We start from the raw sequence: 14,798 nt of genomic DNA on the forward strand, positions 1-14,798 counted from the left end.
ACCATTAAGTTAGCTTTAATGTATTGTTCGTTATTTCGAACATATTTGTTATTTTTGTCTGAAATAACAATCTTGAATGATGAAGAAGCAAATTGTATTACCAAAATTCGCGAGTTTACTCGAACAAATGGGAGAGAATATCAAACTGGCTCGTAAACGACGAAAGTTGACTGCCGTACAGGTTGCAGAGCGAGCAGGTATTGCACGTTCTACTTTGTATCTGGTCGAAAAAGGGGATACTAGTGTCGCCATGGGAGCGTACTTCAATGTATTACGTGTCTTAGGTCTGCAAGATGATTTTTTAAAGTTGGCTGCAGATGATGTTCTCGGACGTAAACTTCAAGATTTAGATTTATTGTAAGATGGTTAATAAAACAGATATATACGTATATGCGGCTTGGGTAGGTTTACCTCAGCCGACATTAGTAGGTGTTTTGTCCGCTCATCAGGCAAAAGGACGCAAAGCTTTTAGTTTTGAATACAATAAACAATGGTTAAAAACGGATACTCAAAGATTAATTGATCCCGATATTCAGTTCTATTCGGGGCAACAATTCTCCAATAATAAAGAGAATTTCGGTGTTTTTCTAGATAGCATGCCTGATAACAGGCCGTTGTTCAATATGAGAATGATGTAGAAAATGAAGCTATCAATAAGTGGCTGAAATTGCTCATTGCTCCAGGCTTATCTTTAGGTGGTGCTAGACCAAAAGCAAATAATTTGGATGAAAATAATGAATTATGGATAGCGAAGTTTCCTTCAAAAAATGATACAGTCGATAAAGCTGCGTGGGAATTCTTGACGTATAAATTAGCTACCAATGCAGGTATTGAAATGGCTGAATGCCGTTTAGAAAAGTTAGCGGTCATTATCATACATTTTTTACCAAACGATTTGATAGAATTGGAACGGGTAGAATTCATTTTTCATCAGCAATGACTATGACTGGAAATAACGAAGATATTATAAGGGATAACCCTGCTGGCTATCTTGATATCGTTGTGTTTATACAAGATTATGGTCATAATGTGAATGAAAATTTAGAGCAATTGTGGCGGAGAATTATTTTTAATATAGCTGTATCTAATACTGATGATCATCTTCGGAATCATGGTTTTATTTTGAGTACAGATGGATGGAAACTATCTCCGGCTTATGATCTTCATCCTTCAGTTGATAAAGATGGGCTAGCCTTAAATATCGATATGAATAATAATGATTTAGATTTTGAACTAGCTAAGAGTGTGGGTGAGTATTTTAGACTTAATAATGCTAAAATGAACATTATAATTGATGAAGTTATAAGTTCAGTAAAAGATTGGGAATCCATTTCTAAAGGAATTGGAATTTCCAGGGCGGACCAAGAACTAATGAGATCTGCATTCAAAACAGGAACGGTTAATTCTGTAGATTGATTTATGAGACAATAATTTGTTACTGTATATTAGTGCATAATTAAAGAATCCCGTACCATGAATATTATAATCAGGATCGCTAATAGTTCTGATACTATTTACGCAGAAATTATTTCTATTATGCTTATTGAGTCTGCTAAAGCGAGACGAACTGGTATAGCTCCTCGTACTCCGGAGTATCTTGCTAAAAAGATGGAAGAAGGGAAGGCGGTCGTGGCATTAGATGGTGAAAAGATAGTAGGTTTTTGTTATATGGAAACATGGGAACATGAGAGGTATATAGCAAATTCAGGTTTAATCGTACATGAAGATTATAGGCAACATGGTATTGGGAAGAAGATAAAGGAGGCTATATTTAATCTTTCTCGGTTAAAATATCCCCACTCGAAGATTTTTGGCATAACAACAAACCCGGTTACAATAAAGTTAAATACAGCTCTGGGTTATAAACAAGTAGGTTTTTACGAATTAACAACAGACCAAGAGTTCTGGAAAGGTTGCATGAGTTGTGCAAATTATGAGTTACTAACTAAAACTGGCAACAGAAGTTGTTTGTGTATTGGTATGTTATATGAACCTCCCGAAGATTGAAGTATTCTTTTAGATTAATTCTTTTTAAGTTTTTTATTTTTATACCCTTTAGGGTATGAAGAGACTGTTGTGGTTAAATATTATACCCGAAGGGGTATTATTTTCTCTACCTTTGGCCTTATGTCTCTAGATAAATTAAAGCTTAGTAAGGCCCTTCACTCTTCAATGAATAAATTGGGTTATAACACACCTACTGAGTTTCAGTTGAAAGTTATGTCTCGCATCGTTGGCGGACAAAGTTTTATAGGTATTGCTCCTGAAGGTTCGGGTAAAACGACTGCCTATGTGTTGGGAGTATTGATGCGTTTGAAGGAATCGTTGGATGAGGCTCCAAAGTTTTTGATTTTGACTCCAAATGAAGATAGAGGAGCTGAAATCGTAGAGCAGTTCATAAAGATCAGTCAGAATAAGGATCTTCATGTGGTTATGCTGTCCACGAGTAGAAGCATGAAAGATGAGGTGGATGGTTTATTCCTGGGGACGGATATTGTAGTTGCTACTCCAAAGTGTGCTCGAGAGGTATACCTGAAATTAGGTCTTAATCTGAATCGCATTCAAACTTTTGTCATCGATGATGCCGAGGAAATTATCAGGTTAGGTATGCAGAACCCTGTTAAGGAATTGGCCCGAAGCTGTGGCAAAGTTCAGTATCTGACATTTAGCACCGTGGAGGATAAAAAACTACATTTTATGGTGGATGAGTTTATGCCCTTTGTGCAAGTAGTAGAGGTTGGGTAAATCTGATTATACCGTTCCCTTTATTAGAGTAATGGCGCTGTTTAATGCAGCTAATAATGAATCTCTGTATTTAGCAAAGTTATCTTCCCGATCAGCTTCTTCACCCACTTTTAACGCACGTTTAAGAAGTTTTACCTCTTCTAGTTCGTTTTTGTATTGATCCATAAATATTTCAGGAGATTTGTTCTTTAATATTCTAATGGAATGAGAATATTGCTCAAATATATCTGTAATACTCGTTAGACTTTTGTCATCGTAATTTGTTAAAGCACTAACTTTTGTCGATAGCTTTTCAAGCTTTACTCTTTCTTTTGCGTAACCCATATGCCCGCAAATATACAGTATTTAGGTATTATTTAATCCCGTGTCTGTAAAATCGAATGCTGGTACATTATCTTGGTTCAAAACACAGAAACTTATCTTGCTCTTATTTTATTTTAATTTGTTCACTATCAATTATTTCTACTTCCTTTCCCATTTTCTTCTGGATTACTCCAAAATGATCAAGTTCGCTCGGACTTACCAGAGAAATAGCATCGCCAGGTGAGTCTGCACGTCCAGTTCTGCCAATGCGGTGGATATAATCTTTTGGTGAGCGAGGTAATTCATAATTAATAACGAAGGGCAAGAAATTAATGTCAATTCCCCTGGCCATCAAATCGGTTGCAACCAATACTCTAAGTTTACCAGATTTGAAATTTGCTAAAGATTCTGTTCTGGAACCCTGACTTTTTTTACTGTGAATTGCTTTAGCATCGATGTTGTTTTTACGAAGTTTATTTACAATTGCATCAACTTGATACACGGAAGATGCAAATATCAACACCTGTTTCATTTCATGGTTGTTGATCAGGTAGCGCAAGAATGGACCTTTCTTTTCGTTCGAAACAATATAAGCCACTTGTTTTATCAAGTCAAGAGAGTATTCCTCAGCTCCAATTTCAATAACAGTGGGTTCTTTTAGCAGAAGCTGATGGATATTTTGTAAATCCTTGCTTAGTGTTGCTGAAAATAAAATATTTTGACGTTTTTGAGGGAGAAGACTTATGATTTTATCCATGTCTTCTTTAAACCCCAAATTCAACATTTTATCAGCCTCATCTAATATTAAAGTTTCAATGGCAGAAAGATGAACTGCATTTGAACTGAGTAGTTCTAATAGTCTTCCTGGAGTGGCAACAAGTACATTGACCCCTTGAAGAGCCATCATTTGTGGATTAATGGACACGCCGCCATATACCGCTAAAGTTTTAACTGGCTGCAAAAGGTTTTTGCTGAAAGTCTTAAAAACATCTTTCACCTGTTCTGCCAGTTCACGTGTGGGTACTAGAACCAATACATTTGCATGTCGATTTTTAACTAATGCAGTTTGTTGTAAGTTCATTAAAATTGGCAAAACATAACCTGCAGTTTTCCCCGAACCAGTTTGGGCAATACCCAAAACATCGTGTTTATTTAAGATTGCAGGGATACACTTCTCTTGGATAGGGGTAGGTACAGTAAAATTCTGATCAGCCAAGGTTTTTAATAAAACGCTAGAAAGACCTAATGAACTAAAAGACATATTGTTTTTTCTGTAAAAGTAGGTAAAAATTGGTTTGAAATGGGTTTTGGATGTTTAGCGCATTTAAATATATCTTTGAATTTATCTATAGAGACTTATTTCTAAAGACAACCACGAATAATTATTGCCAAGCGCTAAATGTAATGATACAGAAATATTCACTTGCCATTCAACCAACCGAGCCTATTCTTTCAAGAGTAAAAGAAATGAAACAACAGTTAAGACATGCAATTGGACATTATGGTAGTGCAAATTCTGAAGCTCATATTAGTTTATTTGAATTTGAGTTAGATGAGAAGAAATATTCTATTGCTTTATCTTATTTTAAGAAGGTTATGGCTGGTTTTGCACCCTTTCATATTGCCTATGAAGGGCTTAGCCATTTTAAGCATTTACCATATTTTGCATTTTATGTGAAGTTGGATGGGAGTTCCTCTCAAACTATAGTTAATTACTGTAAACAGATTAAAAAAGCATCGCCTTATTCACTTATCAATAAATATAATTCACCTCATATGTCTGTAGGTAGAAAATTATCAAAAGAGGGTTTGGATATAGCGAGTGAATTATTCACCGAATTTAATGCGATAGATTTATGCGAAGCATTTGTTATTCGTAAGTTTAATAGTCAGAGACGACAATACGATATTGTAGAAATAATTCCTTTGCTGAATGACATGTATGCAGCTGATACGCAGTTGAGTCTGTTTTGATTAATTAGGAATCAATGTAATAATCAACATCACGGAAAACAATACTAAAAACAACGTGTTTTTAATATTTACCTAATCACAAAAAGCAATGTCAAAATTAAAAGATAAAAGAGTAGCTGTGTTGTCGGAATCTGGATTTGAGGAATCAGAATTGACCAGTCCAAAGTCTGCACTTGAAGAAGCGGGTGCGATTGTGTATATTATTTCTCCCCAAAAAGAAACTATTCGTAGTTGGGATAAGGATAACTGGGGAATAGAATTGAAAGTAGATAAGAATATTAGCGAAGCTTCAATAGATGATTATGATGCCTTATTATTACCGGGTGGAGTTATGAACCCGGATAAGCTTCGCAAAAATGAAGATGCTGTTGCATTTACCAAAGCATTCTTAGAAAGCGGAAAACCCATTGCCGCAATTTGTCATGGTCCACAAACTTTGATTGAAACGGGTATGTTATCCGGAAAGGAAATGACCTCATATTCATCTATCAAAACGGATTTAATCAATGCCGGTGTAAATTGGGTCGATAAAGAAGTGGTAGTTGATAACGGATTAGTAACAAGTCGCTCTCCAAAAGATTTGGATGCCTTTAATAGAAAAATGATTGAAGAATTCGCTGAGGGAGTTCATTAATTCTAAGCCTATAATTTATTTTAATAGTAATATTGATTGTGAGTCGATTATTAAATTAATCGACTCATTTTTTTAGTTGATAGTACCTAATTATCTTAAAATAATTTTTGTACAATAAATAATTTTTGATATCATTGTGATATCATTTTAAATCATTTGTTATGCAAGAAGAAAAAAACACAACCGCACTATCAGGCTATGCAGCTATTGTTTGTCTATTGATCTCCCTTATTACCGTATTTATAGGTGCTTTATATAATATTCCACCCTTTATTATAGTGGGTATCATTGTTTCTGGGATTATTATTAAAGGTCTTACTATTATAAACCCGAATGATTCTAAGGTTTTAATTCTTTTTGGAAAATATATAGGGACTATAAAGAAGGATGGCTTTTTCTGGGTTAATCCCTTAGCTGTTAGACGCAAGGTTTCATTAAAAGCTAGAAATTTGAATGGACATAAGATGAAGGTGAACGATAAGTTGGGTAATCCGATTGAAATTGCAGCAGTAACCGTTTGGAAGGTGAAAGATACAGCAAAAGCACTCTTTGAAGTTGATGATTATATTCAATATGTAGAAGTTCAGAGCGAAGCTGCTGTAAGGCATTTGGCAAATCTATTTGCTTATGATAGCTTTGAGGATGAGGAAGCTTCCATTACTTTGAAAGATGGTGCACAACAAGTAAGTGCGATGCTTGAAAAAGAGCTTAACGAGCGTTTAGAAAGAGCAGGAATAGATATAATAGAAGCAAGAATTACTCATTTGGCTTATGCACAAGAAATTGCAAGTGCTATGTTGCAAAGGCAACAGGCTACTGCTGTTGTTGCAGCACGAAAACAAATTGTTGAGGGTGCGGTTGGTATGGTAGAAATGGCCTTGGAGAGGTTGTCTGAGAAGGAAATCGTGCATTTGGATGAAGAACGTAAGGCTGCTATGGTCAGTAATTTACTGGTAGTACTTTGTGGTGAGAAAAGTGTTTCGCCAATAGTTAATGCTGGTACATTGTATAATTAAGTAGGACAATAAGTAGCCATGGTGTTCTGTGTAATGCCATGGCTACTCAACAGAATAAGGATGGGAGAAAAAAAAGCGTTTGCTTTAAGGATAAATCAGGAGATGTTAAAGGAATTAGAAGAATGGGCTGCTGACGAATTTAGAAGCACGAATGGTCAGATTGAATATTTGCTCAATGAGGCTTTGCGTACACGTAGAAAAAACATTAAGAAAAATGATATTGCCGGTAAAAACGATAAGTAAAGGATTGGTACACTAAAACCTAATGTATTTATAGTCGATCAGAGTATTTTATTATCTTAGCCCCAATCGCCCAATATTATTTGATGTGAGTAAAGCATGAAGCATTTTTTTCAGATGAACCGCTATTTGGTTATTATTATAGCTGTTGTTTTCGGTATTAATTCTAATGCTTCGGCACAGCGTACCATTGCTGTACCTCAAATTATAAATTATTCCAATGAAGTTTATAAAGGTGGACTGCAGAACTGGAGCGTTGCTCAGGATTCTCAGGGTATCATGTATTTTGGGAATAATGAAGGTTTAATGACCTTTGATGGTTATAAATGGTCGGTGTTACCTTTGCCAAATAATACAGTTATACGCTCGGTAGCTGTCGACAAAGCTAATCGGATTTATGTTGGAGGACAAGATGAATTGGGTTATTTTGAGGCAGATGAAACTGGAACCTTACGCTATCATTCTCTTATATCGTTAATTGCTAAGACTGAACGTGAATTTGCAGATGTATGGCGTATTAATATTGTGGATGATGGTGTTTTCTTTATGACAAACTACCGCATCTTTCGATATAAGGGGGGACGTATTACAGTTGATAAGCCGAAAACCACTTGGCAATTTATGAGCGAGATTGATGGTAAGTTATATGCACAGTCTCAAGATCAGGGTTTGATGAGGTTTGATGAAGGGTTCTGGAAGCCCTTAGCTAATCATGCAGATCTGGATGCTTCTACCGTGACGCGTATGCTTCCTTATAGTCAGGATACCTTGCTTGTCACAACCCTAAAAAAGGGACTTTTCTATCTTGTTGATAACAAACTAATTCCAAAGCACACAGAAGTTGATGATATACTGTTTACTAACAGGATTTTTTGTGGTGAGAGAATTTCTGATGATTTATTTGCCTTTGGAACCACTTCGTCGGGTTTATTGGTGATGGATAAAAGAGGAAAGATCGTGCAGAAGTATATGTATGGTGAGGGACTGCAGAAAAATAATATTCGAGATGTTTTTATTGATCGTGATAAGAATATTTGGCTTGCACTGGATGATGGAATAGACTTTATTGCTATTAATAGTCCCATAAAATATATCAATCCGGATAAGGACAATCCCATCAGTACCTATGCAATGTACCTATTTGATAAAAAATTATATGTGGGTACATCTAATGGGTTATATGCAACTACCATTCAAAATAAAGATTTGAAGAATATAGGGATGGCGGATTCGAGATTTGTTAAAATAGCAGGTACCGATGGTCAGGTGTGGGTATTGAATGAGGTTAATGGTAATTTGTTGATGGGGCATGAGGATGGAGCCTTTAATGTTAATGGGTTTGATGCAAGAAAAATTTATACATCACCGGGAACCTGGTTATTTACACCAGTATCGAGGGTGTATCCGTCGCAGAACATTATTGCCGGAACCTATTGGGGACTTAAACTTATCTCGTTTGAGAACGGTCAGTTTTATGATCCAAAAGAAATAGAAGGGTCAAACGAATCTTTACGTTTCATTCATTATGACGAAAGAGAAAATGCAGTGTGGGTCTCACATCCTTATCGCGGAGTTTTCAAATTGCTTTTGTCAAAAGATTTGAAAAGTGTTGTAAAACAAAAAGAGTATGGCGTAAATGAGGGGTTGAGCTCGTCGTTGTTTAATTATCTATTTTATATTAGAAATAATATTCTGGTTTCGACTAGGGATGGTATTCTTGAATACGATATATCACAGGATAAGTTTGTTCAATCAAGCGTATTTGAATCTTTAAAAGATGTCTCTCCCGAATATATGTATGAAGATAAATCAGGAAATATTTGGTTTGTTAGCCAAAAGAAACTTGGGCTGTTAGATTTTTCAAGGCCAAACGGTGAGGTTCCATATACTTTGGTTTATTTTCCTGAGCTGGATGGGAAGGTATTAGGAGGGTTTGAATCGGTTTATGCCTTAGATAATGATCATGTATTTGTTGGAGCAAACAAAGGTGGCATTCTTCTCAATTACAATAAATACAAAGAACGAATATCGCGGCCTAATATATTACTAAGAATCGTAAAAGCAATTGATGCTGAAAAAAATGAGATAATATTATTCGGTGGGCATGGCTCGTTTCCACAAGAATTGGCTGAATTGAATTATAAACAGAATTCATTCCAATTTGAGTTTTCAAGTACCCCCTACGATCAATTGAGGAATGTTGAGTTCAGCTATTTAATGGAAGGCTTTGACAAAAATTGGTCAGCTTGGAATGGCAAAAGTGATAAAGAGTATACTAATTTGTCGCCTGGCAAATATACCTTCAATATTAAATCACGAAATAGTAATGGAAGTGAATCGGAAGTCCTTTCATATTCTTTTTATGTATTACCCGCATGGTATGCAAACACGCTAAGTTATATTATATATGTGCTGGTATTTTTAGCGCTTCTATATTATTATATAAAAAGACAGAAGCGCAAGTTAATGCTGAAACATGAAAATGAGCTGTACCTTCGACAGCTTGAATTAGACCATCGTGAAAAACAAGTAGTCAGACTTAGGAACGAGAAATTAAAAGCTGATCTGGACTTTAAGAATAGGGAGTTAGTGAGTTTGACAATGCATTTGGTGCAACGGGGTGAGGTTCTATCAAAAATCAAAGACAAAATCCACGAAATCTTAAAGAAACAAGATTCTGATCAGGGGTCCATCAGTTTTAGACAATTGATGCGATTGGTTAAATCAGGAGAACGTACCAATGAAGATTGGGAGAAATTCAGCATACATTTTAATAATGCAAATGAGGGATTCTTTTCTAATTTAAAAGAGAGACACCCTGATTTAACATCAAACGAGTTGAAGCTATGCGCATATTTGCGTATGAATTTATCCTCAAAAGAAATAGCTCAACTAATGAATATTACCATAAAAGGAGTTGAAGTTGGCCGCTATAGGCTACGTAAAAAGCTAAATATTAGCCCAGAAGTTAACTTACACACTTACTTATTGCAGTTTACAGCAGAATAATTTTTTTCAATATTTAAATCATTGATATATAGCTATATATAAAGTATATGTAGTGGTAATGTAGTGCCATTAGTATGCTTGAAAAATTCAATGTAGGGGTATTGTAGCCAGTCGATAATTTCTTTTCTTTCTTTATCTATCTACTTTCATCCTCGTACTTCCACTAACCTAAGGAAGCCCTATAACTAAATTTTTAAACCATGTTAATTTAATTTCATTTTATGAAACAGAGAATTCTACAAGTATTCATGTTATTATGTATGCTTATGTCTGTTCTGGAGCTATCTGCCCAGAACTTACAAGTAAGCGGTAGAGTTATCGGAGCCGCCGATAACAATCCCATACCGGGGGTCACAGTTTCTGTAAAGGGAGGTACATCCTCAACCAGTACAGATATTGATGGCCGATACAGTTTGACACTTTCTATGACTAGTGCTACACTAGAATTTCGACAATTAGGAATGGCGACTGAAGAAGTTTTGGTAAACTCGTCAGGTGTTTACAACGTATCATTACGCGAAGACTTGACTGAACTTGAACAAGTAGTTGTGGTAGGATACGGTACTCAAAAAAAGAGTGTTGTTACAGGAGCTATCAGTAGCGTGAAAGGAAGTGACCTTGAAACAATGCCGGTAACTCGAATCGAGCAGTCATTGCAAGGAAGAACTTCAGGATTGACTATTGCAAGTAATTCGGGTCAGCCTGGGTCTTCTGCAACAATCCGCGTTCGTGGTATTACTACTTTCGGAAATAATAATCCATTGTGGGTTGTTGATGGAGTAGTGGTTGACGCTGGTGGAATCAGTTACCTTAACCAATCAGATATTGAGTCGATTGAAGTTTTGAAAGATGCTTCATCTCAAGCGATTTATGGTGCCAGAGCCGCTGCAGGGGTTATACTTGTAACTACCAAGAAAGGTGTTGCTGGAGCAATGCGTATTAATTACAATGCCTATTATGGAACGTCGGCTCCTGCCCGTAAACTAAGTTTATTAAATGCTACGGAATATGCAACGCTGAGAAATGAATCAGCATTAGCTGCCGGAAATGCTATGCCTTTTGCTAATCCTCAGGAATTTGGTGAAGGAACTGATTGGCAGGAACAGATTTTCAATAACAGTGCTCAGCGTCATAACCATGAGCTAAGTATAAGTGGTGGAAATGACAAATCAACTTTCTATGGTTCTTTTGGATACCTGTCACAAGATGGTATAGTTGCAAGTGAGATTTCTAATTATAACCGAATTAACATACGTCTTAACTCAGAACATAAAATAAGACCTTGGTTAAAATTCGGACAGAATCTTGGTTATTCTCATGAGAAGAGTCAAGGATTAGGAAATACAAACAGTGAATTTGGTGGCCCTCTTTCAGCAGCTATTAACCTAGATCCAATAACACCTGTTGTTGAGACTGATCCTGATATCATTAATTCTCCAAACAGACCTTATAGTACAAATGCAGTAGTGCGTGATGCAAATGGAAATCCGTATGGAATTTCGCAATATGTAACTCAGGAGATGACCAACCCGTTGGCATATATGCAAACACGTCTTGGAAATTATGGATGGTCAGACAACATTGTTGGAAATGTGTATGCTGAAGTTTCTCCTATCGAAGGTCTAACGTTCCGTTCTACTTTAGGGTCTAAACTATCATATTGGGGTAACGAGAGTTTCACACCTGTATTCTATTTAAATGCGACTAATCAGAACGCACAGAATAGCTTTACAAGAAACAGAAGTAAAGGATTTGATTGGAATCTTGAAAATACGGTATCTTATTCACGCTTAGTTGGTGATCATAGTTTTAGTGCTTTGATAGGCCAGGGAGCTTATTATGATAATCGATCAACAGGTTTGAATGTAACGTATTATAATATTCCGGTTGATAATTTTGACGATGCTTCATTAAATTATAATATACCTACAGATCAGCGAAATTCATCTGGATACGAAAATGCAGGACATACTGTATCATCACTTTTCGCACGTTTAAATTATAACTATCAAGAAAAATATCTTGCAGAAGGATTAATACGTCGTGATGGATCTTCACGTTTTGGATCAAATAATAAATATGGTGTGTTCCCTTCATTTTCTTTGGGTTGGGTAGCATCTAAGGAAGATTTCTTAGCTGATGTTGATGCCATTAATATCTTGAAATTACGTGGAGGTTATGGTGTTGTAGGTAATGATAATATTGGAGATTTTGCTTACATCGCCACAGTTGGTGGAGGTAGAAATTATACAATTGGTATGACTGACATGTACACGGTTGGTTATAGCCCAAATGCACCCTCAAACCCAGATTTAAGATGGGAAGAAACAAGCCAGACTAATATTGGTTTTGATCTGACTTTCCTTAATAAGATGAATGTTACATTCGACTGGTATAATAAGGTAACAAAAGGAATATTGCAGAATCCGCGTATACCCTATTACGTAGGGGCAATTGGTAATCCTGCTGCGAATGTTGCGGACATGAAAAACTCCGGAGTTGAGTTAGAGTTGGGTTACAATAATAAATTTGGTGAGGTTGATTTCTCTATTAATGGTAATGCTTCGTATGTACGCAACGAGGTGACCAATATTGGTGCAGGAGTTAGCTTTATTAATGGTGCTGGTTTCCAGTCTTCTAGCTACAATATCACACGTACCATGGTTGGTCATTCTTATAACTCCTTCTATGGCTTCGAAAACTTGGGTATTTTTCAGAATCAATCAGAGATTAATGCTTATACCAATGCAGATGGCGGGTTAATTCAGCCAAATGCTAAACCAGGTGATTTTAAATGGGCAGACATAAATAAGGATGGAAATATTGACGGTGATGATAGAACATTTATTGGCGATCCGACTCCTACCTGGGCATTTGGATTTACTTTGAATGTAGCATATAAAGGTTTTGATGCACTTGTTTTTGGACAAGGTGTTGCCGGAAACAAGATTTTCCAAGGCTTGAGAAGATTGGATATCAATAATGCAAATTATTCAAGTAAAGCTTTAGGAAGATGGACAGGTGCAGGTTCTTCAAATTCGTTCCCTAGACTAAGCGATAACGACCCAAATAACAATTTCGCTAATCCTTCTGATTTCTATTTAGAAGATGGTGATTTCTTCCGTTTGAAAACTCTTCAATTAGGATACACAATCCCATCTCCAGTGACAAAGCAAATTGGTCTTCAAAAAGCCAGGATTTATGTGATGTCAGAAAACTTATTTACGCTTACCAAATATTCTGGATTTGATCCTGAAATAGGTGGTGGTATTTTAAGTATCGATAGAGGGATATATCCACAAGCCAGATCATTTATGGTGGGTCTTAACGTAACATTTTAATAATGACAACAATGAAAAATAAAATATTCACAGCAATAATAGCATGCTTAATTCTTTTTAGTTTGCAGGCATGTAAGGATAGTTTTCTAGAGTTAAAACCGAAGGGAACAGATCTTGAAGATAATTATTACCGCAATAGACAAGAAGCATATAATGGATTGATAGCTACTTATGATATGGTTGGTTATCAAAGCAATTCGTATACAAGTAAGATTTTAGCAACTTCAGCAGCTTCCGACGATCATTATGCAGGTGGTGGTGGTTCATCAGATTTGCCAAATCTTCAGGCATGGTCTGATTATTCGGTAGATCCGGCTGTTGGTCCTCAGGAAGATTTATGGCGCAGAAACTACATGGGTATTAATAGAGCAAATATTTTGCTGTCAAAATTACCTGATGTTTCAATGGATGATAAGGAAAAATCACGTTTTGAAGCAGAAGCAAAATTTCTGCGTGCCTATTTCTATTTTGATCTGATACGTTATTTCCGTAATATTCCTTTAATAGATCACCCATTAGCAGGAGATGAGCTATATGAAGTGTTACAGGTTGCACCCGCAGAAATATATGCATTTATTGAAAGTGACTTAACGAGCGCAATGCCAAATCTTCCTATGCAGGTTGTTAAATCTACAGAAGCTGGTAGAGTATCGCAGGGAACAGCCAAAGCTTTATTAGGAAAGGTATATTTGCAACAGGAGAAATTTGATTTAGCCGCACAGCAACTTGCTGCAGTAAATGGTGAGCCAGGACAAACCAGTCAATACGGTTATCGTTTATTAGATAATTTCGCAGATCTATTTAAAGTGGATAACAAATTCAATAGTGAATCTATTTTCGAGATATCTTTTACAAATACTTCTGTTGGAGATTGGGGTTGTATTACTTGTAGTGAGGGGAATGTAATGAATATCTTAACAGGACCACGTGGCTATAGTGTTGGTGCTGGTGGACCCGATTATGTATCTGGATGGGGTTTTCTTCCTGTTACTACAGAATTGGCTGATCTAATGAAGAATGATCCGCGGTATCCTTATACAATCATTGATATGCAGAAATTAGCTGATGAAGGAAAAGGATCATATACGCCTGGATATATGGATACAGGTTATTTCCTGGAGAAATTTGCCGGAAGAGAATCTAACCGTTGGACCGGTGCAGGATCGTTCGAATTAAATTTTCCACAAAACATGTATGATATCCGATTAGCAGACACTTATTTATTGGAAGCTGAAGCAATTGTTAGAGGTGGTGGAAATGCAGGTCGGGCAGCAGCTCTTTTGAATGCTGTTCGAGACAGAGTAGATTTGGCTCCTGTAGCTGCAACGCTAGACAACATTAAGAGAGAGCGTCGAGTTGAATTGGCAGGTGAAGGACACCGTTGGTTTGACCTTGTTCGCTGGGGAGATGCAGCTGCAGCCTTAAGTGATCGTGGTTTTGTAGCAGGCAAAAGTGAAATATTGCCTATCCCATTGCTTGAGTTAGATAATTCAAAGCTAGAGCAGAGTAAAGAATATGGTGGCACCAAATAAGTAA

Annotated in this window: 15 protein-coding genes; 13 read left to right on the top strand and 2 right to left on the bottom strand. The window is 36.4% G+C overall.

Annotated features, from left to right (window positions below):
- Nucleotides 1-76: 76 nt before the first annotated feature.
- The 6 genes from VL047_RS03495 to VL047_RS03520 all read left to right on the top strand — a co-directional run bounded on the left by VL047_RS03495 (nt 77) and on the right by VL047_RS03520 (nt 2,745).
- The gene (locus tag VL047_RS03495) at nt 77-361 is read left to right on the top strand and encodes a helix-turn-helix transcriptional regulator (protein WP_325358560.1); all 285 of its coding nucleotides are present in this window, start codon (nt 77-79) and stop codon (nt 359-361) included.
- Nucleotide 362: 1 nt separating this feature from the next.
- Nucleotides 363-638, top strand: coding sequence for a hypothetical protein (locus tag VL047_RS03500; protein WP_325358562.1), 276 nt, complete (start codon nt 363-365; stop codon nt 636-638).
- 29 nt (nt 639-667) lie between these two features.
- Nucleotides 668-940: a HipA domain-containing protein gene (locus VL047_RS03505; protein ID WP_325358564.1), complete on the top strand. Its 273-nt coding sequence runs from the start codon at nt 668-670 to the stop codon at nt 938-940.
- Complete coding sequence (locus VL047_RS03510) at nt 844-1,416, top strand: HipA domain-containing protein (protein WP_325358566.1); 573 nt, start codon at nt 844-846, stop codon at nt 1,414-1,416. The genes VL047_RS03505 and VL047_RS03510 overlap by 97 nt, the downstream gene beginning before the upstream one ends.
- 57 nt (nt 1,417-1,473) lie before the next feature.
- Entirely contained in the window at nt 1,474-2,007 is a 534-nt protein-coding gene (locus tag VL047_RS03515; protein WP_325358568.1) for a GNAT family N-acetyltransferase, read from the top strand.
- 120 nt (nt 2,008-2,127) lie between these two features.
- Nucleotides 2,128-2,745 carry a DEAD/DEAH box helicase gene (locus VL047_RS03520; protein WP_325358570.1) on the top strand — a complete coding sequence of 206 codons (618 nt, stop codon included), beginning with the start codon at nt 2,128-2,130 and terminating at the stop codon, nt 2,743-2,745.
- 6 nt (nt 2,746-2,751) lie between these two features.
- Here the strand turns inward: VL047_RS03520 and VL047_RS03525 are convergent, their stop codons facing one another.
- Nucleotides 2,752-3,069 carry a hypothetical protein gene (locus VL047_RS03525; RefSeq protein WP_325358572.1) on the bottom strand — a complete coding sequence of 106 codons (318 nt, stop codon included), beginning with the start codon at nt 3,067-3,069 and terminating at the stop codon, nt 2,752-2,754.
- Nucleotides 3,070-3,172: 103 nt separating this feature from the next.
- Nucleotides 3,173-4,309 carry a DEAD/DEAH box helicase gene (locus VL047_RS03530; protein ID WP_325358574.1) on the bottom strand — a complete coding sequence of 379 codons (1,137 nt, stop codon included), beginning with the start codon at nt 4,307-4,309 and terminating at the stop codon, nt 3,173-3,175.
- Between the two features lie 143 nt (nt 4,310-4,452).
- Here VL047_RS03530 and VL047_RS03535 point away from each other — a divergent pair, with 143 nt between their 5' ends.
- The 7 genes from VL047_RS03535 to VL047_RS03565 all read left to right on the top strand — a co-directional run bounded on the left by VL047_RS03535 (nt 4,453) and on the right by VL047_RS03565 (nt 14,794).
- A complete protein-coding gene (locus VL047_RS03535) occupies nt 4,453-5,022 on the top strand; it encodes a 2'-5' RNA ligase family protein (protein WP_325358576.1) in 570 nt (189 codons plus the stop codon).
- Between the two features lie 88 nt (nt 5,023-5,110).
- Entirely contained in the window at nt 5,111-5,656 is a 546-nt protein-coding gene (locus tag VL047_RS03540) for a type 1 glutamine amidotransferase domain-containing protein (RefSeq protein WP_325358578.1), read from the top strand.
- A gap of 161 nt (nt 5,657-5,817) precedes the next feature.
- A complete protein-coding gene (locus VL047_RS03545; RefSeq protein ID WP_325358580.1) occupies nt 5,818-6,672 on the top strand; it encodes an SPFH domain-containing protein in 855 nt (284 codons plus the stop codon).
- A gap of 60 nt (nt 6,673-6,732) precedes the next feature.
- The gene (locus VL047_RS03550) at nt 6,733-6,915 is read left to right on the top strand and encodes an Arc family DNA binding domain-containing protein (protein ID WP_325358582.1); all 183 of its coding nucleotides are present in this window, start codon (nt 6,733-6,735) and stop codon (nt 6,913-6,915) included.
- Between the two features lie 96 nt (nt 6,916-7,011).
- Nucleotides 7,012-9,921, top strand: coding sequence for a triple tyrosine motif-containing protein (locus VL047_RS03555; RefSeq protein ID WP_325358584.1), 2,910 nt, complete (start codon nt 7,012-7,014; stop codon nt 9,919-9,921).
- 221 nt (nt 9,922-10,142) lie between these two features.
- Nucleotides 10,143-13,262, top strand: a complete 3,120-nt coding sequence (locus VL047_RS03560; protein WP_325358586.1) for a TonB-dependent receptor — start codon at nt 10,143-10,145, stop codon at nt 13,260-13,262.
- Nucleotides 13,263-13,273: 11 nt separating this feature from the next.
- Complete coding sequence (locus VL047_RS03565; protein WP_325358588.1) at nt 13,274-14,794, top strand: RagB/SusD family nutrient uptake outer membrane protein; 1,521 nt, start codon at nt 13,274-13,276, stop codon at nt 14,792-14,794.
- Nucleotides 14,795-14,798 lie beyond the last annotated feature (4 nt).

The sequence above is a fragment of the Albibacterium sp. genome (genome assembly GCF_035514885.1).
Classification (GTDB): domain Bacteria; phylum Bacteroidota; class Bacteroidia; order Sphingobacteriales; family Sphingobacteriaceae; genus Albibacterium.

What these genes read in the sequence shown, in the direction of transcription:
- VL047_RS03495 (WP_325358560.1), top strand. Translation starts at nt 77, where the DNA reads ATGATGAAGAAGCAAATTGTATTACCAAAATTCGCGAGTTTACTCGAA.
- VL047_RS03500 (WP_325358562.1), top strand. Translation starts at nt 363, where the DNA reads ATGGTTAATAAAACAGATATATACGTATATGCGGCTTGGGTAGGTTTA.
- VL047_RS03510 (WP_325358566.1), top strand. Translation starts at nt 844, where the DNA reads ATGCCGTTTAGAAAAGTTAGCGGTCATTATCATACATTTTTTACCAAA.
- VL047_RS03515 (WP_325358568.1), top strand. Translation starts at nt 1,474, where the DNA reads ATGAATATTATAATCAGGATCGCTAATAGTTCTGATACTATTTACGCA.
- VL047_RS03520 (WP_325358570.1), top strand. Translation starts at nt 2,128, where the DNA reads ATGTCTCTAGATAAATTAAAGCTTAGTAAGGCCCTTCACTCTTCAATG.
- VL047_RS03525 (WP_325358572.1), bottom strand. Translation starts at nt 3,069, where the DNA reads ATGGGTTACGCAAAAGAAAGAGTAAAGCTTGAAAAGCTATCGACAAAA.
- VL047_RS03530 (WP_325358574.1), bottom strand. Translation starts at nt 4,309, where the DNA reads ATGTCTTTTAGTTCATTAGGTCTTTCTAGCGTTTTATTAAAAACCTTG.
- VL047_RS03535 (WP_325358576.1), top strand. Translation starts at nt 4,453, where the DNA reads ATGATACAGAAATATTCACTTGCCATTCAACCAACCGAGCCTATTCTT.
- VL047_RS03540 (WP_325358578.1), top strand. Translation starts at nt 5,111, where the DNA reads ATGTCAAAATTAAAAGATAAAAGAGTAGCTGTGTTGTCGGAATCTGGA.
- VL047_RS03545 (WP_325358580.1), top strand. Translation starts at nt 5,818, where the DNA reads ATGCAAGAAGAAAAAAACACAACCGCACTATCAGGCTATGCAGCTATT.
- VL047_RS03550 (WP_325358582.1), top strand. Translation starts at nt 6,733, where the DNA reads ATGGGAGAAAAAAAAGCGTTTGCTTTAAGGATAAATCAGGAGATGTTA.
- VL047_RS03555 (WP_325358584.1), top strand. Translation starts at nt 7,012, where the DNA reads ATGAAGCATTTTTTTCAGATGAACCGCTATTTGGTTATTATTATAGCT.
- VL047_RS03560 (WP_325358586.1), top strand. Translation starts at nt 10,143, where the DNA reads ATGAAACAGAGAATTCTACAAGTATTCATGTTATTATGTATGCTTATG.
- VL047_RS03565 (WP_325358588.1), top strand. Translation starts at nt 13,274, where the DNA reads ATGAAAAATAAAATATTCACAGCAATAATAGCATGCTTAATTCTTTTT.